Below are 26,472 nucleotides of genomic sequence, written 5' to 3' on the forward strand. Positions count from 1 at the left end.
TTGTGTATGACGCGAGGGCTTTCGACAATGCGTGCCATGGCACCGGTGGTCGGTGCCGAAGGAGTTCACCATGCAACGCAGACAGTTCATTCGCCTCGCCGGCGGAGGCGCCATTGCCGCAGCCACCGCCACCACCCTGGTCGGCTGCAGCAGCGCGCTGCCACCCGAAGCCATCGTCGCCTGGAACGGGCCAGGTATTGAGTCCGACCCGCGCCGCTGGGTGCTTGGCCACGCCATCCTGGCGCCACATTCCCACAACCTGCAGAGCTGGCTGGTGGACCTGTCGGTGCCTGATGTGATCACCCTTTACATTGACCGCACCCGCCTGTTGCCAGAGACCGATCCGTTCTCGCGCCAGATGATGATGAGCCAGGGCACCTTCCTGGAGCTGCTGGACCTGGCCGCACGGGAAAAAGGCCTGCGCGCCGAGATAACGCCATTTCCGCAAGGCGTGTTCGGGCCGACCGCGGTGGACGGACGACCCACGGCACAGATCCGACTGGCACCCGATGCGGGCGTGACGCGAGACCCCTTGTTCCAGCAGGTATTCCACCGACGCACCAACCGCGAAGCTTACGAATCCCGCGAGCCAGCGCCTGAAGCGCTGACGGCCATCGCAGCCAGCACATCTCCGACGCGCATGCGCACCGGCTTCGTGCTGGCGTCGCAGACAGACGCCATCGCCGAGCACCGGCGCATCGCCAAGGAAGCCTGGCGCATCGAGCTGGTGACACCGCGCACGGTGATGGAATCGATCCATGTGTTGCGCGTGGGACCCAAGGAAATCGCACAGCACCGTGACGGCATCTCGCTCAACGAACCGCTGGTTCGTGCACTGGCCGCCGTGGGCCTGTTCGACCGCAGCAAGCCGCCGGGCCCCGACGATTCGGCCACCCGCATGCAGATCGACGATTTCAACCCCAAGATCGACACCACCCCCGCGTTCTACTGGCTGGTGACCGAAGGCAACGACCGCGCCACCCAGATCGAAGCCGGCCGCGCCTGGGCCCGCGCCCAACTCGCTGCCACGGCACAAGGCCTGTCGATGCAGCCGATCTCACAGGCCCTGCAGGAATATCCCGAACAGGCCAGGCTTTATCGTGAAATACATGAACTGGTGGGTGCGCCGCCGCCACGCTTCACGGTGCAGATGTGGGCCCGGTTGGGGCACGCACCAGTGATTGGGCCGTCGCCCCGGCGGGGGGTGGATGCGCATGTCATGCGGGCCTGAACCTCAGTTGTATGTCCTGGAAAAAAGGGAAGTATTTCGGCGCGATGTGTCTGAGTCCAGAGATACCGTGGAACCGGCTTCGCCGGGCCACAGGTATCGCCCCCTTGAGGGGGTGGCGCGAAGCGACGCGGGGGTGCTTCACTGCTTGAATACGTTGAGTTGCAGGCGCTCGCGCTCGATGGCCCGCGCCACCGCAGGCAACGCGGCAAAGCGCTGCACCAGCCCCCAGGTGGCGGGCAAGGTGGTGGGGTCGATGCCGGCGTAGCCCCCCCAGCGCAACAGCGTGAGTGCGTAAGCGTCTAGCGCGCCGGGGCGCTCACCCACCATCCAGGGCGCGGCTTTCTCGGCCATGGCCTCGATTTCTTCCAGCATTTCGCGGTAGCGGAGCACCGCAAACGCGCGAATGGCCTTCTGGGCCTCTGCATCGTCGGTGAACTTCTCCGGCATGAACACGTGGGTGAAGGTGGGGTGCACCGAGTTGTTCATCCACACCAGTTTTTGCAGCGCGCGGGAACGCGCCACGCCGGCCGGCGGCAGGATGCCCGCCAAGGGCATTTTTTCGTCCAGATACAGCAGGATGGCGACGATCTGGGTGATCACCTCGCCGTCGTCCACCAGCACGGGGACCTGACCACGGGGATTCAGGGCAAGGTACTCGGGGTTGCGCTGCTCACCCTTGTGCAGCTTGACCATGGCAGGCTCGAACGCCACGTCCGCCATTTCAAGCATGGCGTGGGGTACGAACGAACAGGCGCCGGGGGCGAAGAACAATTTCAGGCTCATGAGTTTGTCTCCAGAAGTCAGTTCAGATGGGGCGACAGCAAGCCCGCGATTTCAAACATGGTGACCTGTGGCTTGCCGAACACGGCCGCCAGCTTGGCGTCGGCATTGACGCGGCGTTTGTCGGCCGCGTCCTGCAGGCCGTTGGCCTTGATGTAGTCCCACAGCTTTTTCACCACCTCAGGGCGCGAGACGGCACCTTCGCCGATCACGGCGGCCAGCGCAGCGCTGGGTTGTTTGCCGGTGGCGACGGTGGTCTTGCGGGGCGCTTTCGGCGTCTTGGCGACAGCAGTTTTCTTGGCCGCCGGCGCTTTCTTCGCGGCCCCTTTCTTCGCTGGCGCGGCCTTGGCCGGCGCGCCGACTGCGGTCTTGCGCGGGGGGAACTTGGACGGCGCAAATTCGAAGTTCACCTTGCCGGCTTCCTTGTCCCAGGCCAGAAAAGCCTTGAAGGCACGGCGGGTGCGCATGGAGACGAACTTGTCGAGCAGGTCGGTCTTGCCGGTTTCCAGCAGCTTGCTCATCTGCTCCCGCGCCACCGGCTGCTGCAGGATGATTTTGCCGCTCTTGAAATCGCAGCTGGGTGTGGGCTGCTCGGCGGTGGGCACGGCCTTCACACACACGTAGTTGCTGCCATGCTCGTGCACCGCGCCGCCGCACTTGGGGCAGGCGCCCAGTGACTCGCTGCCGGCGAAGTCCACCAGTTCGCCAGTCTCTTCACCCTTCTTGTCGTCGCCGAAGTCGAATTCGAGCTTCCAGTTCTGGTCTTCTTCGTTGAACTTGATCACGATCTCGGCCACGAAGGGCCACCCCGCCTTGGAGCGGAAGCCTTCCAGGGGGCCGATCTTCTTGGAGGCCAGCAACTGTTCGGCTTCCTCGGGTTCAAAGGTGCGCCCGGCCGGCGACTTGCCGAACGAAAAGCCACAGCCTTCGCTGGCGCCATCCTTGCCGGTGCAGGTGTAGCGGCGGTAGTTCTCCTTGACCACGCCACCGCAGTTCGGGCAGGGGGTGGACAGTGTGGCGTAGTTGCCCGGGATGGTATCGCGGTCGTATTCCTTGGCCTTCTTCACCATGCGCTCGGTCATGGCGGCAATCTCGGCCATGAAGGCCGCGCGGCTGAGCTTGCCGTGCTCCATTTGCGAGAGTTTGTACTCCCATTCACCGGTGAGTTCGGCCTTTGACAGTTCTTCCACACCCAGGCCGCGCAGCAGCGTCATGAGCTGGAAAGCCTTGGCCGTGGGGATGATCTCGCGGCCTTCGCGGAACATGTATTTTTCGGTCAGCAGGCCTTCGATGATGGCTGCGCGGGTGGCAGGTGTACCCAGGCCTTTTTCCTGCATGGCCTCGCGCAGTTCGTCGTCATCCACGAGCTTGCCCGCGCCTTCCATGGCGCCCAGCAGCGTGGCTTCGCTGTAGCGGGCAGGTGGCTTGGTTTTCAGGCCCCTGGCTTCCACCGATTCGGTGCGCACGGTCTCGCCTTCGCGCACCGGCACCAGGTTCTGGCCCTTGTCGCCTTCTTTGGCATCGACCACGTCTTCGGCGGCTTCTTTGCCGTACACCGCCATCCAGCCCGGCTTGACCAGCACCTTGCCTTCGGTCTTGAAATGGTGAACAACGCGAGCCCCCACGCTCCCCACTTCGTGTGGTTCGCTGCCGCCCGAGGGAGCGCCTCCTGGCTTGGGGCGGCCCTGCGCTGCGGAGACCGACGTGATGCGGGTCGTGACCATGAACTCGGCCGAGGGAAAAAACACCGCCAGAAAACGTCGCACCACCAGGTCGTACAGCTTCTGCTCTGCTTCGCTCAGGCCGCTGGGCGCCTGCAGCGTGGGGATGATGGCGAAGTGATCCGAGACCTTGCTGTTGTCGAAGATGCGCTTGCTCGGGCGGATGTAGTTGTTGTTGAGGGCGGTCAGTGCATGCGGCGCCAGGTGCTTCATGCCGCTGTTGGCCAGCATCTCGAAGGTTTCCTTCACCGTGGGCAGGTAGTCCTCTGGCAGGGCGCGCGAATCGGTCCGCGGGTAGGTCAGCGCCTTGTGGCGCTCGTACAGGCTTTGCGCCAACTGCAGCGTGGTCTTGGCCGAGAAGCCGAAGCGGCCGTTGGCTTCGCGCTGCAGGCTGGTCAGGTCGTACAGCAGACCGCTGGCCTGCGTGGTCGGTTTGCTTTCTTCCTTGACGCTGGCGGCCTTGCCGCGCACGGCGTCGGCAATGGCCAGGGCATCGCGCTGGCTCCACACGCGGTCGGCGCGCACTTCCAGGTCGGCGTCGTCGCCGGTGGGTTTCTTGAAGGCCGGGTCGAACCACTTGCCTGGATACTCGCCGGCTTCGGCCAGGAAGCTGCCATGGATTTCCCAGTAGTCGCGGCTGCGGTGGGCCCGGATCTTTTCTTCGCGCTCGACCACGATGGACAGCGTGGGAGTCTGCACCCGACCGACCGTGGTGAGGAAGAAGCCACCGTCGCGCGAGTTGAAAGCGGTCATGGCACGCGTGCCGTTGATGCCGACCATCCAGTCGGCTTCGGAACGGCTGCGCGCCGCGTCGGCCAGGCCGCGCATCTGCGCGTCACTGCGCAGGCTCTCGAAGCCGTCGCGAATGGCCGCCGGCGTCATGGATTGCAGCCACAGGCGCTGTACCGGCTTGCCCAGCCCCTGGTAGCCACCGTTCTTGAAGCCACCGGCGTACTGTTCAATCAGTCGGAAGATGAGTTCGCCTTCGCGGCCCGCGTCACAGGCGTTGATGAGCTGTCCCACGTCCTTGCGCTTGGCCAGCCGCACCACGGCCGACAGGCGAGACTTGGTTTTGTCGATCGGCTTGAGCTCGAAGTAGGGCGGTAGCACGGGCAGGTGGGCAAAACTCCACTTGCCACGCTTGACGTCGAATTCTTCGGGCGCGGCGATCTCCACCAGGTGGCCCACGGCCGAGGTGACCACGTAGCGCTCGTTCTCGAAGTGGTCGTCGTGCTTGTCGAATTTGCCCGCCACCGGCGTCAGTGCGCGCACGATGTCCTGGGCCACGGACGGCTTTTCGGCTATGACCAGCGTTTTGGCAGAACCTTCAGTTTTAGCGAAACCTGCAGTTTTCATCTCTACAATCTGCTTTCACGCGCGTGTACACGCGCACATGGGCACGCGCACACTCGCGCGCACCTGCATGAAACAACCTTACCAAAAAATATGGCCGTGACGAAAACCCCTGGTTTCGCCAAGAGCCCCCGCAAACCGCTGCCAGAAGTCGCTGCGGCCCCAGCAGCAAAGGCTTCGGGCTCGCGCCGGATTCAGACGCGGCGTTCCGGCGTGCACGGCAAAGGGGTCTACGCGGTGGTGGATCTGGCCGAAGGCGAGACCCTGATCGAATATGTGGGCGAGATCATTACCTGGGACGAAGCCCTGCGCAGGCACCCACATGACCCGAGCGATCCGAATCACACCTTCTATTTTCATATCGATGAAGATCATGTGATCGACGCGAAGTTCGGTGGCAACTCTTCGCGCTGGATCAACCACAGCTGCGACCCGAATTGCGAAGCCGAGGTGGACGAGGGGCGGGTGTTCATTCGCGCCAGGCGCAACATCCCTGCCGGGCAAGAACTGTTCTACGACTATGGATTGGTGATTGACGAGCCGTACACGGTCCAGCTCAAGGCCCAGTACCCGTGCTGGTGTGGCGCCAAAGTCTGCCGGGGCACGCTGCTGGCGCCGCGCCGGCCAGGCCGATCGTCGAAGCTGGGCTGAAATGGAACACCCCCGCGCCGCTTCGCGTCACCCCCTCAAGGGGGCACACCTTCGGACCGGCAAAGCCGGATCCTGGGTGTCGCTGGATGAGAGGCGCCTCGCTCCGGAAAGATGGCCGGACCCCCGCGCCGCTTCGCGTCACCCCCTCAAAGGGGCACACCTTCGGACCGGCAAAGCCGGATCCTGGGTGTCGCTGGATGAGAGGCACCTCGCTCCGGAAGGATGGCCGGACCCCCGCGCCGCTTCGCGTCACCCTCCCGGGTGCGCTTCCAAAGGCTCAAATAGCAACGTTCGGACTGAACCTGTTGAAGTTCTCTCGCCAATCCAATCTGTTGCTTGGCGCCGAGGCCCTGATATGTCGTCACCCGCCAGGCGCTTGTCCAGACATGGCTGAACTGCTCGCCCACGCCGAGGCCATCTGGGAGGCGGTGGTGCCTTCCACGCCCGGTTTCACAGTGGAGGTGCTGCGCAGCATCGACTCCACCAACAGCGAGCTCATGCGCCGTGCGCGCGACGGCTTGCTGGAGCCGTTGCTGCTGGTGGCCGAGGAGCAGACGGCCGGCCGTGGCCGGCTCGGCCGCAATTGGCACAGCCGGCCCGGCCAGTCGCTGACCTTTTCGCTGGCGATGCCCGTGGCGCCAGTGAACTGGTCTGGGCTTTCACTGGCGGTGGGGGTGAGCCTTGCGAACAGTCTTCATGCCGATGTGCGCCTGAAGTGGCCCAACGATCTCTGGCTGTACGAACGCAAGCTGGGCGGTATTCTGGTGGAAACGGCGGGTTCGGGGACGATCTCCACAGCGTCCGCCCCACAGCCTCGGCTGGTGGTCGTGGGGGTGGGCATCAACATTGCCCGGCCTTTGTCAACAGCGTTGACCTCGCTTTCTCACACCGCCGGAGCACCGCAGCCGATGGAGCCCGCCGGCCTGGCCGAGGTGCTGGTGGGCGTGGACGCGGGTGAAGTGCTGCAGCGGGTGGTTGCCCCGCTGGTACATGATCTGCAAGCCTTTGCATCCAGTGGTTTCACGGCGTTTGAGGAGCGTTTCGCCCAGCGCGACGCGCTGCGCAACCGCGCGGTGCGCCTGTCGGACGGCACCGAGGGCACGGCCCATGGCGTCGATGCCGACGGCGCGTTGATGGTCCTGACCGCACAAGGCATGCGCCACATCACCAGTTCGGAAGTGAGTGTTCGCCCATGCTGAAGTGGGCGATCTGGTTGTTGCTGCTGGGCAATGTGGGTTACTTCATGTGGTCTCAGGGTCACTTCGATTCGGTGGGTCTGGCTCCACGCGTGGAGAATGAACCAGAGCGCCTGGAGACCCAGATTCGACCCGAGCTGCTTCGCCTGCTCAATGGACCACAAGGGGCCGAACCTGCGGTGTCCGCAACGGTACCCGGCGCTCAGGGTTCGCCCGCCGTTGAACGCACAGCACAGAGCCCGCTTCCCGCTGGTGTCCCGCAGGCAGTGGCCGCGCCCGATGCGACCTGCTGGCAGGTGGGTGGTTTCAGCGCCAATCAGGCGGAGGGACTGCGTGCAGCGCTTGGCATGCTGGGCTGGCCCAGCCATGCATGGCAGGTCAACGAGGTGCGCTCAACCGGGCGCTGGGTGGTTTACATGGGTCGCTTCGACAGCGAGCAGATGGCCCGCAAGAAAACCGAACTGCGTGACATCAATGTGGACTTTCGCGAAGTCTCCATCCCTTCGCTGGGTCCAGGTCTCGCGCTGGGCACCTTCTCCAGCGAAGAGGCCGCCGAGCAAGGCATGCAGGACTTGACGCGAAAAGGTGTGCGCACCGCACGGGTGGCACAGGAACGACCAGAAAGCCTCAGCTACAGCCTGCGCTTGCCCGCGGTCACAGCGGCCCAGCGTTCGGCCGTTGAGAGCATCGGAGGGCCTCTGGCGGGCAAGGTTTTGCAGCGGTGTGATTAGGTGACACCCCCCTGCGCCGCTGGATTCGGTACTCCCCCCTGCGCTGCTGCGCAGCTTCCCCCCTCTCTGGCGCCTTCGGCTTGGAGGGGGGACGCACCCTGTGGCCCTGCGAAGCCGGTTCCACGGGTGCCCTGGAACGAGGCATTGCGCGCCGGAAAGACTCGGTACACCCCCTGCGCCGCTGCGCGTATTTCCCCTCTCTTCGCCTTCGGCGGGAGGGGGACGGCACCCGCAGCCCGGCAAAGGTTCTGTGGTGCCCCTGGATGGAGTCATCTCATTCGTCGCATTGCGCGCGCCGGCGGGATGCTCCCCTCAAATGAAAACATCCTTCAGCGCTCATCTGCACGACTGGTTCCCGGTACTGCGCTGGGTGCGGGGTTATGGTGGCGCGCATTTCACGGGGGACCTCACGGCGGCTGCGATCGTCACCCTGCTGCTGATCCCGCAGAGCCTGGCCTATGCGATGCTGGCGGGCATGCCGGCGGTCACGGGGCTGTACGCGAGCATGCTGCCGCTGGTGGTGTACGCCTTCATGGGCAGCAGCCCTGTGCTGGCGGTGGGGCCGGCGGCGTTGCGTTCCATCATGTCGGCCGCTGCGGTGGGTGCCGTGGTGGCCGTGGGTGGGGCCAGCTTCATCGCTGCGAGTGCGGTGCTGGCCTTGCTGGTGGGTACCCTGTTGCTGGTCATGGGTGCGCTGCGCATGGGTTTTGTCTCGGGCTTTCTGAGCCACCCGGTGCTCTCGGGTTTCATCTCGGCTTCGGGCATTCTGATCATCGGCAGCCAGCTGCAGCACTTGTTGGGCCTTCCACTGCGGGGACACGACGTGGTGACACTGGTTGGTCAGGTGGCCAGCCAATGGTCGGCGGTGCACGGATTGACGCTGGGGGTCGGCGTGGTGGCCATCGGCGCGTTGCTGGGTATCCGCTTTCACCTCAAGCGTCTGATGATGACCATGGGCCTGGCCGCAACACCGGCCGACCTGGTCACCAAAGCCGCGCCCCTGCTCCTGCTGGTGCTGAGCATCGTGCTGACCACCTTGCTGGGTTGGGAGCAACAAGGCCTGGCGGTGGTGGGCTTGATCCCCGGCGGGTTGCCCACACTGGACCTGAGCCCCCTGGCGGCCGACTGGTGGCCCTTGGTCAAGGCCCTGTTCCTTCCGGCGTTGTTGATCAGTCTGGTGTCGTTCGTGGAGTCGGTATCAGTAGCGCAAACCTTCGCATCGCGCCGGCGCGAACGCATCGACCCGAACGCCGAGATGCGCGGTCTGGGCGCCGCGAATTTCGCCTCGGGCTTGACCGGCGGGTTCTCCATTGGTGCCAGCTTCTCACGAACGGTGGTGGCTGCGGACGGTGGTGGACGCACGGCAGCGTGGGGCATCTACACCGCCCTGATGCTGGCCGCCACCGCCCTGTTCTTCACGCCCTATCTGCGCAATCTGCCTTTGGCGGTGCTGGCGGCCACCATCGTGGTGGCTGTTTACAGCCTGGTGGACATACCTTCGTTTCGGCGCGTCTGGCGGTATTCCAGGGTCGACTTCGCTGCGCAGGCACTGACCTTTGTCGTCACGCTGCTCATCGATCTGGTGTCAGGCCTGGTGGTGGGTGTGCTGGTTTCGCTGTTGCTGCACCTTTGGCGAAGCAGCAGGCCCCACATCGCCACCGTGGGCCGGGTGCCGGGCACCGAGCACTACCGCAATGTGCACCGCCATGAAGTGGAAACGCACCCGGAAATCCTGGGATTGCGGGTCGACGAAAGCCTGTATTTCGCCAACGCCCGCTTCCTCGAAGACCATGTGGCCGCGCTGGTGGCACTGAACCCCACCGTGAAGCACGTGGTGTTGCAGTGCACCGCCGTGAACGACATCGATGCCAGCGCGCTGGAAAGCCTGGGCACCATCGTGCAACGACTCAGGGATGCCGGTGTGCTGTTGCACCTGAGCGAAGTCAAGGGACCGGTCATGGACCGGCTCAAGCGCAGCGACTTTCTGGACCACCTGACCGGACAGGTGTTCTTCACCCACCACCAGGCGGTGACGGCGTTGACTGCGCCTTCAGAAATGCCGCAGTCCTGAGATCGCAGCCAGCTTCAATCCACCCGCTTGAGCTTGTCGTGGATGCGCCGCGTGGTGCGCCAAACCGCCCACAGCACCAGAGGAATGAGCGCGCCCACCGCCACTTCGGGTTGAATCGGCAGGCCCGCGGCCTTGCCGGCCTTGGCTGCGTACAGGAGCAGGCTGACCACGTAATATGAGATCGCAGCGATGGACAGGCCTTCCACCGTGCTCTGCAGGCGCAACTGCAGTTCCTGCCCGCGTGTGAGTTTTTCCAGCAGTTGCTGGTTCTGCGCTTCGGTGACGATGTCGACCCGGGTGCGCAGCAGGGCGCTGGCGCGTGACACCCTTTCAGACAGCGAAGCCAGGCGCTGCGCGGTGGCCGCCACCGTCGCCATGGCGGGGGACAGCCGGCGTTGCATGAATTCCCCGATGGTCTGTGTGCCGGGAATCGGCTTCTCACGCAGTTCGGCAATGCGCTGGCTCACCAGATCGTCGTAAGCGCGGGTGGCCGAGAAGCGGTACACGTTTTCGGCGGTGGCGCGCTCCACGCGCGCGGCCAACGCCACCAGTTGGTCAAGCAGCTGTTGTTCGGACGTGGATTTGTTCTCCAACTGGGCCGTGATCAGCGACAACTGGGCTTCGGCATCGGCCAGCATGGGCGCCAGCGCCTTGACCACCGGCAGCCCACGCAGCGCCATCAGGCGGTAAGTCTCCACTTCAAACAGGCGCTGCGAAATGCGTCCGGCACGGGTTTCAGTGGTGCCGGGCGGGGTGATGACCAGAATGCGCTCGAAGCCCGAAGCGTTGAGCCGGAAATCGGTCAGCGCCCAGGAATGACCGCCACCCAGCTGCGAGGCAACCACGGTACGACCGCCGAACCACTGCTGGGCCTGCGCCATGAGAACGGCCTGTGCCTGCGGGGTCGGGTCGGGCAGATCGGCCTGCAGCATCACCATCTTGATGGCCGCCACCGTGCGGCCGGGGATGTCGCGCAGCCAGCCCGGCGGGGTGACCAGCGCATCCAGCAACACCGGGTCGCTGGTGCCCAGCCCCACGCCTTCTGGCAGCGGCTGCACGATGGAGTAGCGTGTGAACTCGCTGTGCCGCTCCCACTTCAGCGTGTGGTCGCCGAACCGCAGACGCACGAAATTGCCCTTGAGGCGCTCCAGCGGCAGACCCTCCTGACCCGGCAGGCGACGCAGGTGCTCACACTCCCGTTCGCGGCTCACGCCCTCATTGAGCACCGCAACAAACACGATCAGTACCGGCAACCGGATACGGGCGGAAGGCCGGGCATGCACTTCGTTGTGCAGCTCTTCGCGCAAAGGATCGTCGGGTGGCAAGACGTCGGTGAACCGGGGTTCGGAGACAGAAAGATCGTCGGGTGGGTTCATGGTCAGGACACCAGCAAACAACAACCCGCCGGGCGGGTCAGGAATTGGCCGCGAAGCCATGGGCCGAATGTATGCGAAGCGGGAGCGCCTGCAGCGCCAGGGTCATTGCCTGCTGCGCGCTCGACGCCACACAGGTTGATGGCCAGATGAAAAAAGCCCGGGGCGATGGCACCACGGGCTGTTGTCTGTTGCGTTGAGGCAGCCTGCCGGGACACCGGCTCAGAACGGAATGTCGTCGTCCATGTCGTCGAAGCCGCTGGACTGCCGGGCCGGTGCAGGCGCCGGTGCCTGACGGGGCGCCGCCGGTGCAGCCTGGCGGGGAGCTGCGGCCGGGCGTGAATAACCACCACCGCCCCCCTCTTCGCCCCCGCCGCCGCCCATGCCTTCACGGCCGCCGAGCAACTGCAGTTCGGTGGCAATGATGTCGACGGTGTTCTTTTCCACGCCGGTGGCCTTGTCCACATAGGTACCGTACTTCAGGCGACCTTCCACATAGATGGGACGGCCCTTCTTCACGTATTCACCGGCAATTTCGGCAAGACGGTCGTAGAAGGTGATGCGGTGCCACTGGGTGTCTTCGATCATCTCACCGCTGTTCTTGTCCTTGCGGCGGCTGGAGGTGGCCACGCTGACGTTGGCCACGGCCTGGCCCGAGGGCAGGTAACGGATTTCAGGATCGCGGCCGCAGTTGCCGACGAGGATGACTTTGTTGACGGATGCCATGGTGATGTCCTAAGAGAGAAACCGGTGAGCGGCCGCCTGGGGCACCGCAAACGATCGGTCATTGTGCCGCAAGTCCAACGCTTGCCCGCGTCCGCCGGGCGGTCAAGCCTGTACAGGACCGCGAAGGCCCTACACTGACTGTCCATGAAAGGCGAACCGGATTTCCTGCAGAACCTGCGCGACGAGATGGGCGGGGGTCGCCAATGGCTGGACCGGGTCATCGTCATCACCTACGCCGTTTTTGCCGGTCTGGCCGTGGTGGGCTTCACCCTGCTGGCCGATGCCGCCATCGGTCTTTACCACAGCCTGCGCAGCAGCGCCTGGTGGGCGCCCCTGATCTGGACGCCCGCGGTCACCGCCCTGGTGGTCTGGCTGGTGCGCCGCTGGGCACCCGGGGCTGCCGGCTCGGGCGTTCCCCAATTGCTCACGGCGCTGGCGCCTGAGACGCCCATCAGCGAACGATCGCGTTTCATTTCGCTCAAGCTGAGCGCGGCCAAGGTGCTCGCGGTCTCTGGTGGTTTGCTGGCGGGCCTGTCGATCGGCCGTCAAGGCCCGTCGGTGCAGGTGGCGGCCGGGGTCATGCTGCACGCGCGGCGCTGGCTGTCGCCACGGTCGGGCATCAGCGACCGCGAATTGCTGGTGGCCGGTGGCGCGGCCGGCATCGCGGCCGCCTTCAACACACCGCTGGGCGGCATCGTGTTCGCCATTGAAGAACTCTCGCGCCGGCTGCAGGAGCGCAGCAGCGGCCTGATGCTGGCCGCCATCGTGGTCGCTGGTCTGGTCGCCGTGTCGGCATTTGGCAACCTGTCGTACTTCGGGCGCGTGCGGGCCGAGGGCGTGTCGTGGTGGAACCTGCTGGCACCCGGCGCGGTGGTCGCCCTCGGCTGCGGCCTGCTGGGCGGCCTGCTCTCGCGCCTCATGCTGGCCTCGTTCACCGGATTGCCCGACCGCTTTTGCGCCTACCGCCGCAAGCGCCCGGTCACGTTCGCGGCGATCTGCGGCTTCGCGGTGGCGGTGATCGCCGTGGTCAGTGGCGGGGCGGCCGTGGGCGTGGGCCATGAACACACGCGCGACCTGCTGGAACTGGCCACTGCCGGCAGCGCCGCGCAGGCACAGCAGCCGCTGCTGTTCACCGCACTGAAGTTCATCGCATCGTGGCTGTCGGCCTGGGCGGGCGTGCCTGGTGGCATCTTCGGCCCCAGCCTGTCGCTGGGCGCCGGGCTGGGGGCCGACGTGGCCTGGCTGCTCAATTCCCCCCACGGCCCCGCCCTGATCGCCCTGGGCATGTGCGGTTTTCTGGCGGCAGTGACGCAGACCCCCATCACCGCCATGATCATCGTGATGGAAATGACCGATGGCCACAGCATGGTGCTCAGCCTGATGGCGTGCGCGCTGGTGGCCAGCCTGGTCTCGCGCATGATCAGCCGGCCGTTGTACAGCACGATGTCGGTGCTGATGATGCGTTCCCTGGCCCCGAAGCCAACAAGCCCTCAGGCCTGAGGCAGCCTGATTTGTCCCCTGGGTGCGGCATCCGGAGTGAAATGCCCGGGTCCAGAAAACACCGCGGAATTGGCCATGCCAGGCCGCTGGTGTTGCCCCATTGAGGGGGTGACTCGCCGACAGCGCAGCGCAGGGGTGGGCTATTTCTTCATCGGCCAGGCCAGCACCAGCCAGACGAGCATCAGCACCGCGCTGGCCGTGAAGATGCCGGCGCTGCCCGCCAGTTTCACCACCACTCCGCCCAGCACCCCGCCGGCGAAGATGCCCAGCGACATCAGGGTGTTGTAAACCCCCAGCGCCGCGCCGCGCTGGTGTGGCTTGGCCAGCCGGGAGGCCAGGCTGGGCTGGCTGGCTTCCTGGGTGTTGAAGCCGACGAAGTACAGCGTGAGCAAGGCCGCCACTGCCCAGAGCGACGGCGCCTGCAGGCTCAGCAGAAAGCCCAGCTGCACCATCACGATGATGGCGATCGAACCCAGGTACACCGCGCGGAAGTACCCTTTGCGCTCCAGCCGGAACAGCAGGCCGCCCATGACCAGCAGCGAACCCAGCACGGCCGGCAGGTACACCTTCCAATGCTCGGCGGTGGACACACCGGCCTCGATCAGCAGCGCTGGCACAGAAAGCCACATGGCGATCTGGACCGCATGCAGCACGAACACGCCCAGGTCCACCCGAAGCAGTTCGGCATCGGCCAGCACCTCGCGCAGACCACCGCGCGACTGCAGCACATGCTGCACCGGCTCGGGCGGCACCACCCAGGCCACCACGCCCATGCCGATGGCGGCCATGGCAGCGGTCATGAAAAACAGGCCCGACAAGCCGATGTGCGGCACCAGCACAGGCGCCAGCACCAGCGAAAGCGCGAACATCAGCGCGATGCTGATACCCACCAGCGCCATCGACTTGGTGCGCACCTCGTCGCGGGTGAGGTCGGCCAGCAAGGCGGTCACAGCCGCCGAGATGGCGCCTGCGCCCTGCAAGGCCCGCCCGGCCACCAGCCAGGGCAGGCTGGGCGCCCAGGCCGCCAGCAGGCTGCCCAGCACAAACAGCAGCAGACCAAAAAGAATCACCGGCTTGCGCCCCAGCCGGTCCGACGCGATGCCCATGGGCACCTGCAGCATGGCCTGCGTGAGTCCATAAATGCCCATGGCCAGACCCACCAGCATCGGGTTGTCGCCTCCAGGATAGTGGCGGGCTTCCAGCGCGAACACAGGAAGCACCAGAAACAGCCCGAGCATGCGCAGGGCGTAGATGGAAGCCAGCGAACCGCTGGCGCGGCGCTCGGTCGGCGTCATGGGGACACCGCCGAGGGTCTGTTTGCCGGATGCGGCGGTGGTGGAAATCGACACGAACGGGGCGGGCAGGAAGGGAGAAAGCGGAAAAATCCAGGCGAGAACGGCCATTCGGCGCGCGGTCGTGATCGAGGCTGCACCGGGGTCGAACCTGCCGTGCGACCGACAGGTCGGAGCCCTCGCTCGAGAGGTATTGTGCGTCAAAGACCTTGCTCGCCAACCTGCGCGGGTTCCCCGGCAGCGGCAGCGACCCCAAGCGCGTGCCCAGCTGTCAGACCGCAGCAGCTGGCGGAAATCAGTCCCGGGCAGCCAATGCCAACCCGGAACGCACCCCATCGGCAATGTCGTGTCCGGTCGGCTCCTGGAACAGGCGCAGACCAAATTCCGGCAGGATCGCCAGCAGGTGGTCAAAGATGTCGCTCTGCACGCCTTCGTGCACGACCCAGGCGGTGCTGGCCGTGAAGCAGTAGATCTGCATGGGTACCCCTTGCGGCGAGGGCTCCATGGCCCGCACCATGAGCGTCATGTCCTGGTGAATGCCCGGGTGCTGGCGCAGGTAGGCGTCGATGTAGGCACGCAAGGTGCCCAGGTTGGTGAGGCGGCGCTGGTTGGCGGGGTCCTTGGCCAGGTCGCCCAGTTTGCGCCCCAGCTCCGCGTTGGTACCCTGCACCTCCTGCAGCTTGCGCTCCAGGTAGGGCCGGAGGATGGCAATGTGCCTGAGCCGGTCGATGTCCTTGGGCTCCAGAAAATGCACCGAGGCAGCGTCGAGGCGAATGGTGCGCATGATGCGGCGCCCGCCCGCTTCCGACATGCCACGCCAGTTGCGGAAACTCTCCGACATCAGGCGCCAGGTGGGAATGGTGGTGATGGTCTTGTCCCAGTTCTGCACCTTCACGGTGTGCAGGGCGATGTCGATCACGTCGCCGTCGGCCCCCAGTTGTGGCATCTCGATCCAGTCGCCCACGCGCAGCATGTCGTTCGACGCCAGCTGCAGCCCCGCCGTGAACGACAGCAAGGTGTCCTTGAACACCAGCAACAACACGGCCGACATGGCGCCCAGACCAGAGAGCAGGATCAGCGGCGAGCGGTCGATCAGCGCGGCGATGATGACCAGGCTGCCGATGAGCATCAGCACCAGCTTGCCGAGCTGGATGTGGCTTTTGATCGAGCGCGCGGGGGCAGTGACGGCTTCACCTGCGCGTTCGTGGTCTTCCTGCACGGCATCGAGCAGCGCCATCAGGATGCGCACCACGTGCAGCACCGTCACGGCCACCGCCACATTTCGGATGATGCTCACCGCCGCACCGGGCAAGTGGGGAACAAGCCCCACCGTGGTCTGTATCACCAGCGAGGGGACGATCTGCGACAGACGTCGCAGCACGGTACGGTGCAGCATCACCCGGGCCCATCGCCCCTGCAGGCCTTGAGCCCAACGCCCGAAGCCCTGCTGCAGCAACAGGTGCACCAATGCTCGCGCCACATAGGCCAGCGCGCACATGGCCACCACGCCCGCCAGGGCCTGAACACCGGGATCCTGTTCGAACAACCAGGGAATGTCGAAATTCATGTCGAATCAACAAAGAAGGAATGTGCGTCGTGCCTGCCGATCCCCCGGGTCTGTGTGGCTCGGCAACAAACACGCCGGGGTACAAAGCCGCCTTCCAACCGGGAGATCACCCGCACGGGCCGGGCCGCGCGTGGCCGTCGGCCATCAGCGGCTCATGGGTTGAACGGACAGTGCGCTCTGATCATAGGCGCTGAGGGCGAACTGAGCCGGCTCGCAGGGACACGCGCGGGAGCGCGCCAGGACTTGGTCCGGTGCCGGGGAGAACCCATGAACCCGCAAGGTTCCACAAAAACCGCCCCGGATTTATCATGTCGGGTTGCCTTCCGGTCTACCTATGCCTGGCCCGCCTTGAACCATCCGCTCCCGCCTCTCCCCCCATCCGCCCTCCATCCGCTGTCGGCCCCGCAACGACCGGCGGTGCTGTCGGTGCGCGGTGCGCGCACGCACAACCTCAAGAACATCGACCTTGACATCCCCAAGCACGCGCTGGTGGTGATCACCGGGCTGTCGGGCTCAGGCAAGAGCAGTCTGGCGTTTGACACGCTCTACGCCGAAGGCCAGCGCCGCTATGTGGAGAGCCTGTCGGCGTATGCGCGCCAGTTCCTGCAGCTCATGGACAAGCCCGATGTGGACCTGATCGAAGGACTGTCACCCGCCATTGCCATCGAGCAGAAAGCCACCAGCCACAACCCGCGCTCCACCGTGGGCACGGTCACCGAAATCCACGACTACCTGCGCCTGCTCTACGCTCGCGCAGGTACACCCCATTGCCCCGACCACGACCTGCCTCTGGCGTCACAAAGTGTGGCGCAGATGGTGGACGCGGTGCTGGCTCTGCAGGAAGGCACACGGCTGATGATCGTGGCGCCGGTGGCGCGCGAAAAAAAGGGAGAGTTTGTCGACCTGTTCGCCGACATGCAGGCCCAGGGCTATGTGCGCTTCCGCGTCAATGGCGAGGTGCTGGAATTCGATGCATTGCCCGCGCTGAAGAAGACCGAGAAGCACAACATCGACGTGGTGATCGATCGCGTCAAGGTGCGCGCGGAGGCGGAGGAAGACACCGTGAATCCGTTGCGTCAACGTCTCGCCGAGAGTTTCGAGGCCGCTTTGCGCCTGGCCGATGGCAAGGCGTTGGCGGTGGACATGGACACGAACGTCGAACATGGCTTCTCGGCCAAATTCGCCTGCCCGGTGTGCAGCTACACCGTGGGCGAACTGGAGCCGCGCCTGTTTTCGTTCAACTCGCCCATGGGCGCCTGCCCCACCTGCGACGGCCTGGGGCACACGGATTTTTTCGACCCGGCGCGTGTGGTGGCCTTTCCCACACTGAGCCTGGCCAGCGGCGCGATCAAGGGCTGGGACCGCCGCAACGGCTACTACTTCGCCTTGATCGAAAGCCTGGCTGCGCACTACAACTTCGATACCGAATCCCCCTGGGACAGCCTGGGTGAGGCGGTGCAGCAGGCCGTGCTTTTTGGCTCCGGGGAAGAAGAAGTCAAGTTCAGCTACGCGCTGGAGTCGGGCGCCAAGGCCGGCAGGCGCATCACCAAAAAGCACCCCTTCGAAGGCATCATCCACAACTTCGAGCGTCGCTACCGCGAAACCGACAGTGCGGCTGTGCGCGAGGAGCTGTCGCGCTACCGCGCCGTGCAGCCCTGCCCCGACTGCGGCGGCTCGCGCCTGCGCAGGGAAGCGCGCCATGTGTTCGTGGGTGAGGGCGAACACAAGCAGCCCATCTACAAGATCAGCCATGTCACGCTGGGCGAATCGCTCGCCTATTTTCAGCGGCTCGAACTGCAAGGCGCCAAAGGCGACATCGCCGCGCGCGTGATCAACGAGATCCGCCAGCGCCTGAAATTCCTGAACGACGTGGGACTGAACTACCTCAGCCTGGACCGCAGCGCCGACACCCTCAGCGGCGGCGAGGCTCAGCGCATCCGCCTGGCGAGCCAGATCGGCAGTGGCCTGACCGGTGTGATGTATGTGCTGGATGAACCCAGCATCGGCCTGCACCAGCGCGACAACGATCGGCTGATCGCCACGCTGCAGCACCTGCGCGACCTCGGCAACACGGTGCTGGTGGTCGAGCACGACGAGGACATGATCCGCACCGCCGACCATGTGATCGACATGGGCCCTGGCGCGGGCGTGCACGGTGGGCGCGTGATGGCGCAGGGCAGTTGCGAACAGGTGATGTCCACCCCGGATTCGCTCACGGGCCAGTACCTCAGTGGCACGCGCTCCATTGCCGTGCCCACGCACCGCACCCCCTGGCTGCCGGTGAACAAGGCTGCCGCCGAGGCCAGGGCAGCACCGATCAAATCGCGCTTCCCCCAGAGCCCGGCGGCCGAGCGGCGCAGCGCCCGCGAAGCGGCCCACGTGGCCACCCTGGGTGATTTGCAGGAAATTCGCGTCGTCAACGCCAGCGGTCACAACCTCCAGGGCGTGAGCGTGGCCTTCCCGGTGGGCCTGCTCACCTGCGTGACCGGCGTGTCCGGTTCCGGCAAGTCCACCCTGGTGAACGACACACTGTACGCCGCGGTTTCACGCACGCTGTACCGCTCGCACGAAGAGCCGGCAGAACACGATGCCATAGAAGGTATCGAACATTTCGACAAGGTCATCAACGTCGACCAGTCGCCCATCGGCCGCACGCCGCGCAGCAACCCGGCCACCTACACCGGCCTGTTCACCGGCATCCGCGAACTCATGGCCGAAATGCCCACGGCGCGGGAACGCGGCTACGGACCGGGCCGCTTCAGCTTCAACGTGGCCGGCGGACGCTGTGAGGCCTGCCAGGGCGACGGCGTGGTCAAGGTGGAAATGCATTTCCTTCCTGATGTGTACGTCCCCTGCGAGGTCTGCAATGGCCAACGCTACAACCGCGAAACGCTGGATGTGCAATACAAGGGGAAAAACATCGCGCAGATTCTGGACATGACGGTCGAGCAGGCCCACGCCTACTTTGGCGCCGTGCCCACCCTTCACCGCAAGCTGCAGACGCTGCTGGACGTGGGACTGAGCTACATCCAGCTCGGCCAGAGCGCCACCACGCTCTCCGGCGGCGAAGCCCAGCGCGTCAAGCTGGCGCTGGAACTGAGCAAACGCGACACCGGCCGCACCCTCTACATCCTGGACGAACCCACCACCGGCTTGCACTTCGCCGACATCGAGTTGCTGCTCAAGGTGCTTCACCAACTGCGCGACGCCGGCAACACCATCGTGGTGATCGAACACAACCTGGACGTCATCAAGACCGCTGACTGGGTGATCGACATGGGCCCGGAAGGTGGTGCGGGGGGTGGGATGGTGGTGGCCACCGGCACCCCCGAAGACGTGGCAGCCGAGCCCGCCAGCCACACGGGCCGCTACCTGCAGCGCCTACTGAAACGCTGAGGAAAAGGCCCAAAAGTCCACGAAGGGCATTCGGCAGTCGGCTTTTCGGGCGTCACAGCAAACTGGCTCGGCGCGCCCGTGCTCAGAGGCGGCTCAGATCTTCGATCGCATCGATCACCATGCTGGTGCCGACCGCGATAAGCAGGATGTCGGCCGCCACTCGCACGTACTTGTGTCCCGCCGGTGGCGTGCCCAGGCGGATCACAACTTCATTGGGTACCGGGTAAAAAACCACATCCGAGGGCAGGCTTTCGCCCTTGCGCCATTTCTTGGCCTGGCCAGGGGGCATGCACCCGTTGTTCTTCTTGGCCAGACCGGGCGGGCAGTTGCCAGCGCGAAAGCGCGGCTCGTAGTACTCGCGCGCGGCCACGCGCTGGCGATCGTGAAAATAGCCGCCGATGGTGATCTGTGCGGCGACCTTGCTCGAGGAACGATCGCCCGTGCCTTGCGGGCTGTTGCGGGACGGGCCGCTGCGGTCCACCTTGCCGCCCTGGCCTCCTTTGCTGCCTTGGTCCGATTTTTCCAGTTTGTCGGGCTTGCCGCCACCCGCATGGGCCGGCTTTTCGGCCATGGCAGGCGCCAGACACAGGCCCAGGGTCAGGCTCAGCGCGGCTGCGCGGGCGCTCAGTTTCAAGAGGTGTTTCACTGGATGATCCTTGGGTCGTTGTAGAAAATACGGGTCTCCGCGGGCCATTGTGCGCCCCCACTGCGGCACCAATGTCCGCGCCTTTGTGACGGTCGGCGCAATCCGGCGTATGAACGGTTTTCCGCGAGAAGAACTGCGGCCAGACCTGGCGCAAAGCGCTGCGGGCGAGGGGTCTCGGGCGACGCTGATCAAGTCCCCGTGGATGCGCGAGCCCGGTTTCGGGATGGAAAGCAAGGCGCCAACCACAGCGATACCGGGCGGAGTCGCGAGGATTTGCAACGCCGCAGGCAGCCCGCAACTGGCATGCGCACGCCGCCAAGGACTTGTTCTGCGTTGTCCTAATCCCTGCGGTTGCGGTAAGCCAGCCCCAGGTTGAAGGCGTGCGTGATCGGACGCCCTACCAGGGGGCTGCGCGCCGCATCACCCTGCAGCCGCGACAGATCCACCCCCCCAAACACCACCCAGCGCTGGCTCAACGCGGTGGTGAACTTGACCCCGGCTTGTATGCCTTCCCAGCCGCTGCCCAGGTGGTAGGGTGCACGTCCGACCCGCTGGGCAGCTTCTGGCGTGATGCCGAACTGGGTCTTCATGTACCGCGCATCTGCCCAGCCGGCCGAAAGACCAAAGTCCAGATGGGTGGCGTCCGACACCGGGTAACGGTAGTTCACCCCACCCCCGGCCCGCAGACCGCCGCCCTTGCCGAGGATGTCCTGGTCCATGCTGGCGTACCAGGACCAACGTTCACCGACCGGTCGGCGGGCCGAAACCCGCGCCCTCAGCGTGGCGGGAATGTCCGGCAAACCGACGAACAGAGGGTCGTTGTCGAAAGTGCGTCCGTTGTTCACCCGCAGCGACAGGCCGATGTTCCAGTCCTGTGCGGCCAGCAACTCTGTGCTCAGGCCGGTTTCGCCCGAGCGCCGCCCGGCACCCAGCAGGGTACTGCCCTGGGATCGCGAAACCCGCACCGGACCAAGCTGGAAGTACCAGACCGGCTTGAGACTGGTCTTGCGCTCACCGGTGCCGATGTGGGCCGTGGAGGACACCAGCGAGGCGCCGACCAGATAGTCCTTCGCGTGAACTTCCTGTTTCTCTGAAGTCTCTGCAAAAGCCCAGAGGGGTGTGACCAGCACCAGGGCCGACAGAAAGGATCGGGTCGATTGAGAAAACAGCATGGGTTCGTATCTTATCGGGCGCACCAGGCCCTCTTGTACACGATTGCGTCGTCTGGGCATCGAAGCGGGATGCCAGATGTTCCACGGTAGATGAATCCTTCCAACACTGTCAGACTGCTTCATTCAGACACCACCCACTGCCCCATGTCACTGGAAATCGAACTCAAGCTTTCCCTGAGGGCCAGCGATGTGCCCAGGTTGATGGCTCACCCCCTGCTGGCAGGTCAGATGCCCCGCCGGGAACGGCTTCTCAACACCTACTTCGACACATCCACCCTCACCCTCATGGCCCAGCGCATCGCGGTGCGGGAGCGTCAGGTGGGCCGACGCACCCTGCTCACGGTCAAGACCGCTGGCAGTTCGGTCGGTGGGCTGAGCCAGCGCCAGGAATGGGAGGCTCCCACCCAGCCCGGCCAGTTTGACTTCGCGGCGCTGATCGATGACGACACCCTCGCTTCGTCGCTGTCTGCGCTGGCCTGGCAGCTGGTCCCGGTTTTTCGCACCGACTTCGTGCGCCACACCTGGCAACTGCGTCAGGGCAACACGCATGTCGAGGTGGCACTCGATCAGGGCTGGATCACCACTGGGGATGGGCAGGGCCCACACTGCGAACCCCTGCTGGAGCTGGAACTGGAACTCAAAACCGGTCCAGCCGATGCCCTGCTGGACCTTGCCCACACGCTCGCACTAGGCCCCCACGGCGACGCTGCCAGCGGCCTGTGGCTGCACCCCGTGGACCGCAGCAAAGCCGAGCGGGGCCTGGCGCTGTTCCTCGGTCAGAAGCAGCAGCCGACACCCGCACAAACGCTCACCCTCACCCCCGACATGGCTGCCGTGAGTGCATTCCGATGTGCCGCGATGAACTGCATGAGCCATTTGCAGGCCAACGCGGCTGGCCTGATGCAGACCCGACCCGACCACCTGCCAGACCCGGAGTTCGTTCACCAGTGCCGTGTGGCACTGAGGCGGCTGCGCACCGGTCTGCGCCTGTTTGCGCCTTTTCTGCCCCGCCGGTTCACATCACACTGGCAAGACCAGTGGCGCCAGACAGCGCAGACGCTGGGTGAGGCTCGCAACTGGGACGTGCTGGCCACCGAAGCTCTGCCGGCCTTGCTTGAGGGCATCACTGGCGCAATACCTGTCGAAGAACTGCAAGCATGGGTCGATGCCCAGAGACGCACAGCCAACCAGCTGGCATTGGCCCTGCTGACCCACCCCTCCCACACATCGAACCTGCTGGCCTTCACCCGCGCCGTGCTGGCCCTCCCCGCAGAAAGTCGGTCCACTGAATCCCTTGCCGACTGGGCAGTCAAACAGCTCCGGGTGCGTCACCAGCGGCTGCGGCGCGAGGTCCGGCGCGCGCTGCACGCCGGACCCGAAGGGCGGCACGAACTGCGCATCGAGTTGAAGAAGCTCCGCTATGCCCAGTCGTTCCTGTCCAGCCTGCTGCGTCCCAAGCATGTGGCCCGCAGCACAGCGACACTGGCCCGGATACAAGACCTGCTGGGTCACCTCAACGACCTGAGCACGGCGCAGGCCTTGCTCGAGCGTTGCCCCTTGCCAGAAGCACAGATGCTGCATGCGCGCGCCGAAGCGCGGATTCAAGATGGACTGGAGGGACTGCCCCGCATCGAACGTGCTCTTTTGAAAGCCCACACTTTGTGGGGATGAACGACCCACACCCTTGACCGGGGCTTGGCAAAAGTCCCCATGCCAGACCACAATGGCATTCATCCGTGCATTTCAAGGGAGCTTTCATGGCGTCCATCACCCTCAGGTTTCTCGTCGAGCCGGGCTCGGCCGGCCCCAGCGGCCTGGTGCATGGTGGCACCGTGATGAAGTGGCTCGATGACGCAGGTCATGCCTGCGCAACCACCTGGGCTCGAAGCGCTTGCCGAACCGTGTACGTCAGCAGCATCCGGTTTCACCGCTCGGTCAAGGTGGGCGAACTGGTGGAGGTCCGGGCGCGCATGGCTTTCACTGGCGAGACCAACATGAACATCACGGTGGATCTGCACAGTGGCGATCTGAAGGACGGCCGCCTGGACAAGACCGCTGAATGTCTGGTGGTGCTTGTTGCGGTGGACGCAAACGGAAACCCCATGCCGGTGGATCGCTGGACGCCCGAAACCCCGGGTGAAATGGCACTGGCCAGCAGCGCCCGCGCCCAGTTCGACAGCACACGGCCAGCTCCATTGGAATAACCCACCGAGGCGCCGGAGGCGGCGCGGGGGGGGTGTCAAGCGCGGCTGCTTGGGCGTTCGGCCACCCGGTCGCGCCAGGTCTGCAGCGCGTGCAAGCCCGCGTCAGCGGGTTTGAAGCGCATCAGACGGGCGAATTCGATGGTGCAGAAGGCCGTGATGTCGGCAATGGTGAAGCGCTCGCCCGCCACCCAGGGCTGGCGCTGCAGCTCGCTATCGAGCCAGGCAGCCGACTCCATAAACTTGCTGATCTGCGACTGACCGAAGTCTGGAAACTGCGGCTGCTCCAGCACCGCCAGACCCGGGTGCGTATGGCGGATGCAGTTGGCGGCCGGCAGCATGAGGTGGAATTCCATCCGTCGGTCGGCCATTTCGATGAATGCGCGCTCCTCCGCATCCACTCCCATCAGGTTGGGTGCGGGGTGCAGTGATTCCATGTAGGTGCAGATGGCCCGCGATTCGGTGAGCACACGGCCGTCGTCCAGCTCCAGTGCCGGCACCTTCGAGAGCGGGCTCTTGGCCCGGTAGGTCTCGGTTTTGTGTTCCTGCACATTCAGGTCGACCTGCACCAGATCCAGACCGTTGATGTTCTTCTCCACCAGAAACATGAGCACACGGCGCGGATTGGGCGCGCGCGAAGCCACAAATAGCTTCATGTCGCTTCGCCTCCCGCAGCCTGGCGTGAACGGTAGCGCTCGAAGGTGGTCTGCAGATACCGGCCTTGATCGCCTTGAGGCAAGACCGGTCTGGCACCAGAGATACAAGATGAATCGGTCATGAGGCAAGGCACCGCGAAAGGAACATCGCGCATCGTACCCAGACCGGAACGGTCTGTGGGAAAACCGGTGTCGCGCGTGCGAACGCCTTACCCCTTCGCAGCCTCCAGCAGCTCGCGGGTGCGCAGGGCTTCTCGGCGGGCGGCTTCGGCAAAGTCGTCGCCGGCCGAGGCATAGAGGATGGCGCGAGATGAATTGACGATGATGGCGCCGGTGGTCTCGCCACCTTGCACGCGCAGCCCGGCCCGCACCGTGGCCACGGCGTCGCCACCCTGCGCGCCCACACCCGGAATCAGCAGCGGCAGCGTGGGAGCAAGCTCCCGCACGCGCTCGATCTCGGCCGGGTAGGTGGCGCCCACCACCAGACCCAGTTGGCCATTGAGGTTCCAAGGGCCTTGCGCCAAGCGCGCCACATGCTCGTACAGCAAGGGTTGCCCCTCCACGGAAGCCAGCCGCTGGTTCTGCAGGTCGTCGCCGCCGGGGTTGGAAGTGCGACACAGCAGAAAGGCGCCTTTGCCGTGGTGCTTCAGGTAGGGCTGAACCGAGTCAAAACCCATGAAGGGCGAGAGCGTCACAGCGTCTGCGCCATAGCGTTCAAACGCCTCGATGGCGTACTGCTCGGCGGTGCTGCCGATGTCGCCGCGCTTGGCATCCAGGATCACCGGGACCTGGGGCGCGATGGCACGCATGTGGGCCATCAGCCGTTCCAGCTGGTCTTCGGCGCGGTGCGCGGCGAAGTACGCAATCTGCGGTTTGAAGGCGATGGCGGTGTCGGCGGTGGCTTCGACAATGGCGGCGCAGAAGTCGTAGATGCGGCTGGCGTCGTCCTTGAGGCGCGCGGGAAATCTGGACGGGTCGGGGTCCAGGCCCACGCAAAGCAGGGAACGGTTCAGGCGCTCGGCGCCACGCAGCATGTCGAGGAAAGTCATGCGTCGATTTTACGAGGGGGTGCCCCCTGTCGCATGCGTTGCCTGCCTGCCCAGGCGAATGCTTCAGATCCCCTACCATCGCCGCATGCACAAGCTTTCCCGCCAGCAACTCACGCTGCTCGTTCTCCTCACGCTGGTCTGGGGCATCAACTGGCCCATCATGAAGCTGGGCGTGACGGGTTTCCCACCGCTCACGTTTCGCGGCCTGAGCATGTGGATCGGTCTGCCGGTGCTGGCGGCGGTGCTGGTGTGGCGGCGGGTGCCGTTTCGCATCGAACGCGCGCACTGGCGAGAACTCGCGGTGCTCACGGTGTTCAACATGCTGGTGTGGCACACGCTGGCCATTCTGGCGATCCAGACACTGTCCAGCGGCCGCGCGGCCATTCTGGGCTACACCATGCCGGTGTTCTCTGCCGTGATCGGCGTCTGGTGGTTTGGCCAGCGCCTGAGCGGCCGGGCCTGGGGTGGCGTGGGCGCCGCCGCGCTGGGTGTGGTCCTGCTGCTGTGGCACGAGATGACACAACTCACAGGAAAACCTGCTGGCGTGCTCATGATGCTGGTGGCCGCCGCCGCCTGGGCGGTGGGCACCCAGCTGATGCGCCGCACGAAGATTCCGCACCCCACACTGGCGCTGTCGTTCTGGATGACCCTGTTCACCGCCTTGTGGACCACCGCGCTGGCGGTGATTTTCGAGCGTGAAGCCTGGGCGATGCCGACACCCGCCGTCTGGTCGGCCATTGTGTACAACGCACTGGGCGTGTTCGCCTTTGCACAGGTCGCGTGGCTGATGATGGCGCGCGACCTGCCCCCCATCGCCTCCACCCTGTCGGTGATGTTCATTCCCGTGCTGGGCGTGTTCAGTGGCGCCTGGTGGCTGGGGGAGGTGTTGCATTGGCAGGACTGGGCTGCCGTAGCGCTCGTGATGGTGGCGATTGCCAGTGTTCTTTTACCGCAAAGGCACCCCCCCGCGCCGCCTTCGGCGTCACCCCCCTGAGGGGGGCGCACCCAGTGGCCCGGCGAAGGTTCTATGGTTTTCGTCAAGCGCGCAGGGCTACCCGCTGCGGGTCAAACGGTGTGCCACTGTGCCAGACGGCAAACGCAATGCGCAGCAGCTTGCGAGCCAGGACCACCAGCGCCTCGGTGGTCTTCAGGCCCCGCTG

General features: G+C 65.2%; 20 protein-coding genes. 10 read left to right on the forward strand and 10 right to left on the reverse strand.

Annotation, left to right across the window (positions count from 1 at the left end):
* Window positions 1-70: 70 nt before the first annotated feature.
* Window positions 71-1,231 carry a nitroreductase family protein gene (locus Q7V46_RS03160; RefSeq protein WP_304912058.1) on the forward strand — a complete coding sequence of 387 codons (1,161 nt, stop codon included), beginning with the start codon at window positions 71-73 and terminating at the stop codon, window positions 1,229-1,231.
* Between the two features lie 138 nt (window positions 1,232-1,369).
* Here Q7V46_RS03160 and Q7V46_RS03165 read toward each other — a convergent pair whose 3' ends face one another.
* Window positions 1,370-2,014: a glutathione S-transferase family protein gene (locus tag Q7V46_RS03165; protein WP_304912059.1), complete on the reverse strand. Its 645-nt coding sequence runs from the start codon at window positions 2,012-2,014 to the stop codon at window positions 1,370-1,372.
* A gap of 17 nt (window positions 2,015-2,031) precedes the next feature.
* Window positions 2,032-5,088, reverse strand: coding sequence for a DNA topoisomerase III (locus Q7V46_RS03170; RefSeq protein WP_304912060.1), 3,057 nt, complete (start codon window positions 5,086-5,088; stop codon window positions 2,032-2,034).
* A gap of 90 nt (window positions 5,089-5,178) precedes the next feature.
* On the opposite strand from Q7V46_RS03170, the gene Q7V46_RS03175 reads away from it, so the two are divergent.
* The 4 genes from Q7V46_RS03175 (at window position 5,179) to Q7V46_RS03190 (ending at window position 9,734) form a co-directional block, all read left to right on the forward strand.
* On the forward strand, window positions 5,179-5,736 hold the full coding sequence (locus Q7V46_RS03175) for an SET domain-containing protein (protein WP_304912061.1): 558 nt from the start codon (window positions 5,179-5,181) through the stop codon (window positions 5,734-5,736).
* 386 nt (window positions 5,737-6,122) lie between these two features.
* Entirely contained in the window at window positions 6,123-6,935 is an 813-nt protein-coding gene (locus Q7V46_RS03180) for a biotin--[acetyl-CoA-carboxylase] ligase (RefSeq protein WP_304912062.1), read from the forward strand.
* Window positions 6,929-7,663 carry an SPOR domain-containing protein gene (locus Q7V46_RS03185; RefSeq protein WP_304912063.1) on the forward strand — a complete coding sequence of 245 codons (735 nt, stop codon included), beginning with the start codon at window positions 6,929-6,931 and terminating at the stop codon, window positions 7,661-7,663. Before Q7V46_RS03180 ends, Q7V46_RS03185 begins: the two co-directional genes overlap by 7 nt.
* A 316-nt stretch (window positions 7,664-7,979) precedes the next feature.
* Window positions 7,980-9,734: a SulP family inorganic anion transporter gene (locus Q7V46_RS03190; RefSeq protein ID WP_304912064.1), complete on the forward strand. Its 1,755-nt coding sequence runs from the start codon at window positions 7,980-7,982 to the stop codon at window positions 9,732-9,734.
* A gap of 14 nt (window positions 9,735-9,748) precedes the next feature.
* Here Q7V46_RS03190 and Q7V46_RS03195 read toward each other — a convergent pair whose 3' ends face one another.
* Both Q7V46_RS03195 and ssb read right to left on the reverse strand, forming a co-directional pair.
* Window positions 9,749-11,110: a DUF3422 family protein gene (locus tag Q7V46_RS03195; protein ID WP_304912065.1), complete on the reverse strand. Its 1,362-nt coding sequence runs from the start codon at window positions 11,108-11,110 to the stop codon at window positions 9,749-9,751.
* 219 nt (window positions 11,111-11,329) lie between these two features.
* Window positions 11,330-11,833: a single-stranded DNA-binding protein gene (gene ssb / locus Q7V46_RS03200; RefSeq protein WP_304912066.1), complete on the reverse strand. Its 504-nt coding sequence runs from the start codon at window positions 11,831-11,833 to the stop codon at window positions 11,330-11,332.
* Between the two features lie 144 nt (window positions 11,834-11,977).
* On the opposite strand from ssb, the gene Q7V46_RS03205 reads away from it, so the two are divergent.
* The gene (locus Q7V46_RS03205) at window positions 11,978-13,333 is read left to right on the forward strand and encodes a chloride channel protein (RefSeq protein ID WP_304912067.1); all 1,356 of its coding nucleotides are present in this window, start codon (window positions 11,978-11,980) and stop codon (window positions 13,331-13,333) included.
* A 140-nt stretch (window positions 13,334-13,473) separates the two neighbouring features.
* On the opposite strand, the gene Q7V46_RS03210 is transcribed toward Q7V46_RS03205, so the two are convergent.
* The gene (locus tag Q7V46_RS03210; RefSeq protein WP_304912076.1) at window positions 13,474-14,628 is read right to left on the reverse strand and encodes an MFS transporter; all 1,155 of its coding nucleotides are present in this window, start codon (window positions 14,626-14,628) and stop codon (window positions 13,474-13,476) included.
* 292 nt (window positions 14,629-14,920) lie between these two features.
* Entirely contained in the window at window positions 14,921-16,192 is a 1,272-nt protein-coding gene (locus Q7V46_RS03215) for a mechanosensitive ion channel family protein (RefSeq protein ID WP_304912068.1), read from the reverse strand.
* Between the two features lie 267 nt (window positions 16,193-16,459).
* On the opposite strand from Q7V46_RS03215, the gene uvrA reads away from it, so the two are divergent.
* On the forward strand, window positions 16,460-19,588 hold the full coding sequence (uvrA, locus tag Q7V46_RS03220; RefSeq protein WP_370690270.1) for an excinuclease ABC subunit UvrA: 3,129 nt from the start codon (window positions 16,460-16,462) through the stop codon (window positions 19,586-19,588).
* Between the two features lie 82 nt (window positions 19,589-19,670).
* Here uvrA and Q7V46_RS03225 read toward each other — a convergent pair whose 3' ends face one another.
* Both Q7V46_RS03225 and Q7V46_RS03230 read right to left on the reverse strand, forming a co-directional pair.
* On the reverse strand, window positions 19,671-20,234 hold the full coding sequence (locus Q7V46_RS03225; protein WP_304912069.1) for a hypothetical protein: 564 nt from the start codon (window positions 20,232-20,234) through the stop codon (window positions 19,671-19,673).
* Between the two features lie 338 nt (window positions 20,235-20,572).
* Complete coding sequence (locus Q7V46_RS03230; protein ID WP_304912070.1) at window positions 20,573-21,406, reverse strand: MipA/OmpV family protein; 834 nt, start codon at window positions 21,404-21,406, stop codon at window positions 20,573-20,575.
* A 144-nt stretch (window positions 21,407-21,550) separates the two neighbouring features.
* On the opposite strand from Q7V46_RS03230, the gene Q7V46_RS03235 reads away from it, so the two are divergent.
* Both Q7V46_RS03235 and Q7V46_RS03240 read left to right on the forward strand, forming a co-directional pair.
* Complete coding sequence (locus Q7V46_RS03235) at window positions 21,551-23,077, forward strand: CYTH and CHAD domain-containing protein (RefSeq protein ID WP_304912071.1); 1,527 nt, start codon at window positions 21,551-21,553, stop codon at window positions 23,075-23,077.
* Window positions 23,078-23,163: 86 nt separating this feature from the next.
* Window positions 23,164-23,610, forward strand: a complete 447-nt coding sequence (locus tag Q7V46_RS03240; RefSeq protein ID WP_304912072.1) for an acyl-CoA thioesterase — start codon at window positions 23,164-23,166, stop codon at window positions 23,608-23,610.
* Between the two features lie 35 nt (window positions 23,611-23,645).
* Here the strand turns inward: Q7V46_RS03240 and Q7V46_RS03245 are convergent, their stop codons facing one another.
* On the reverse strand, window positions 23,646-24,263 hold the full coding sequence (locus Q7V46_RS03245) for a glutathione S-transferase family protein (RefSeq protein ID WP_304912073.1): 618 nt from the start codon (window positions 24,261-24,263) through the stop codon (window positions 23,646-23,648).
* 209 nt (window positions 24,264-24,472) lie between these two features.
* Window positions 24,473-25,312 (reverse strand): orotidine-5'-phosphate decarboxylase, encoded by an 840-nt coding sequence (gene pyrF, locus Q7V46_RS03250; RefSeq protein WP_304912074.1) that lies wholly within the window; start codon window positions 25,310-25,312, stop codon window positions 24,473-24,475.
* 85 nt (window positions 25,313-25,397) lie between these two features.
* Here pyrF and Q7V46_RS03255 point away from each other — a divergent pair, with 85 nt between their 5' ends.
* Entirely contained in the window at window positions 25,398-26,306 is a 909-nt protein-coding gene (locus tag Q7V46_RS03255) for a DMT family transporter (protein WP_304912075.1), read from the forward strand.
* Window positions 26,307-26,472 lie beyond the last annotated feature (166 nt).

Source organism: Hydrogenophaga sp. (genome assembly GCF_030651625.1).
Lineage (GTDB): Bacteria > Pseudomonadota > Gammaproteobacteria > Burkholderiales > Burkholderiaceae_C > Hydrogenophaga.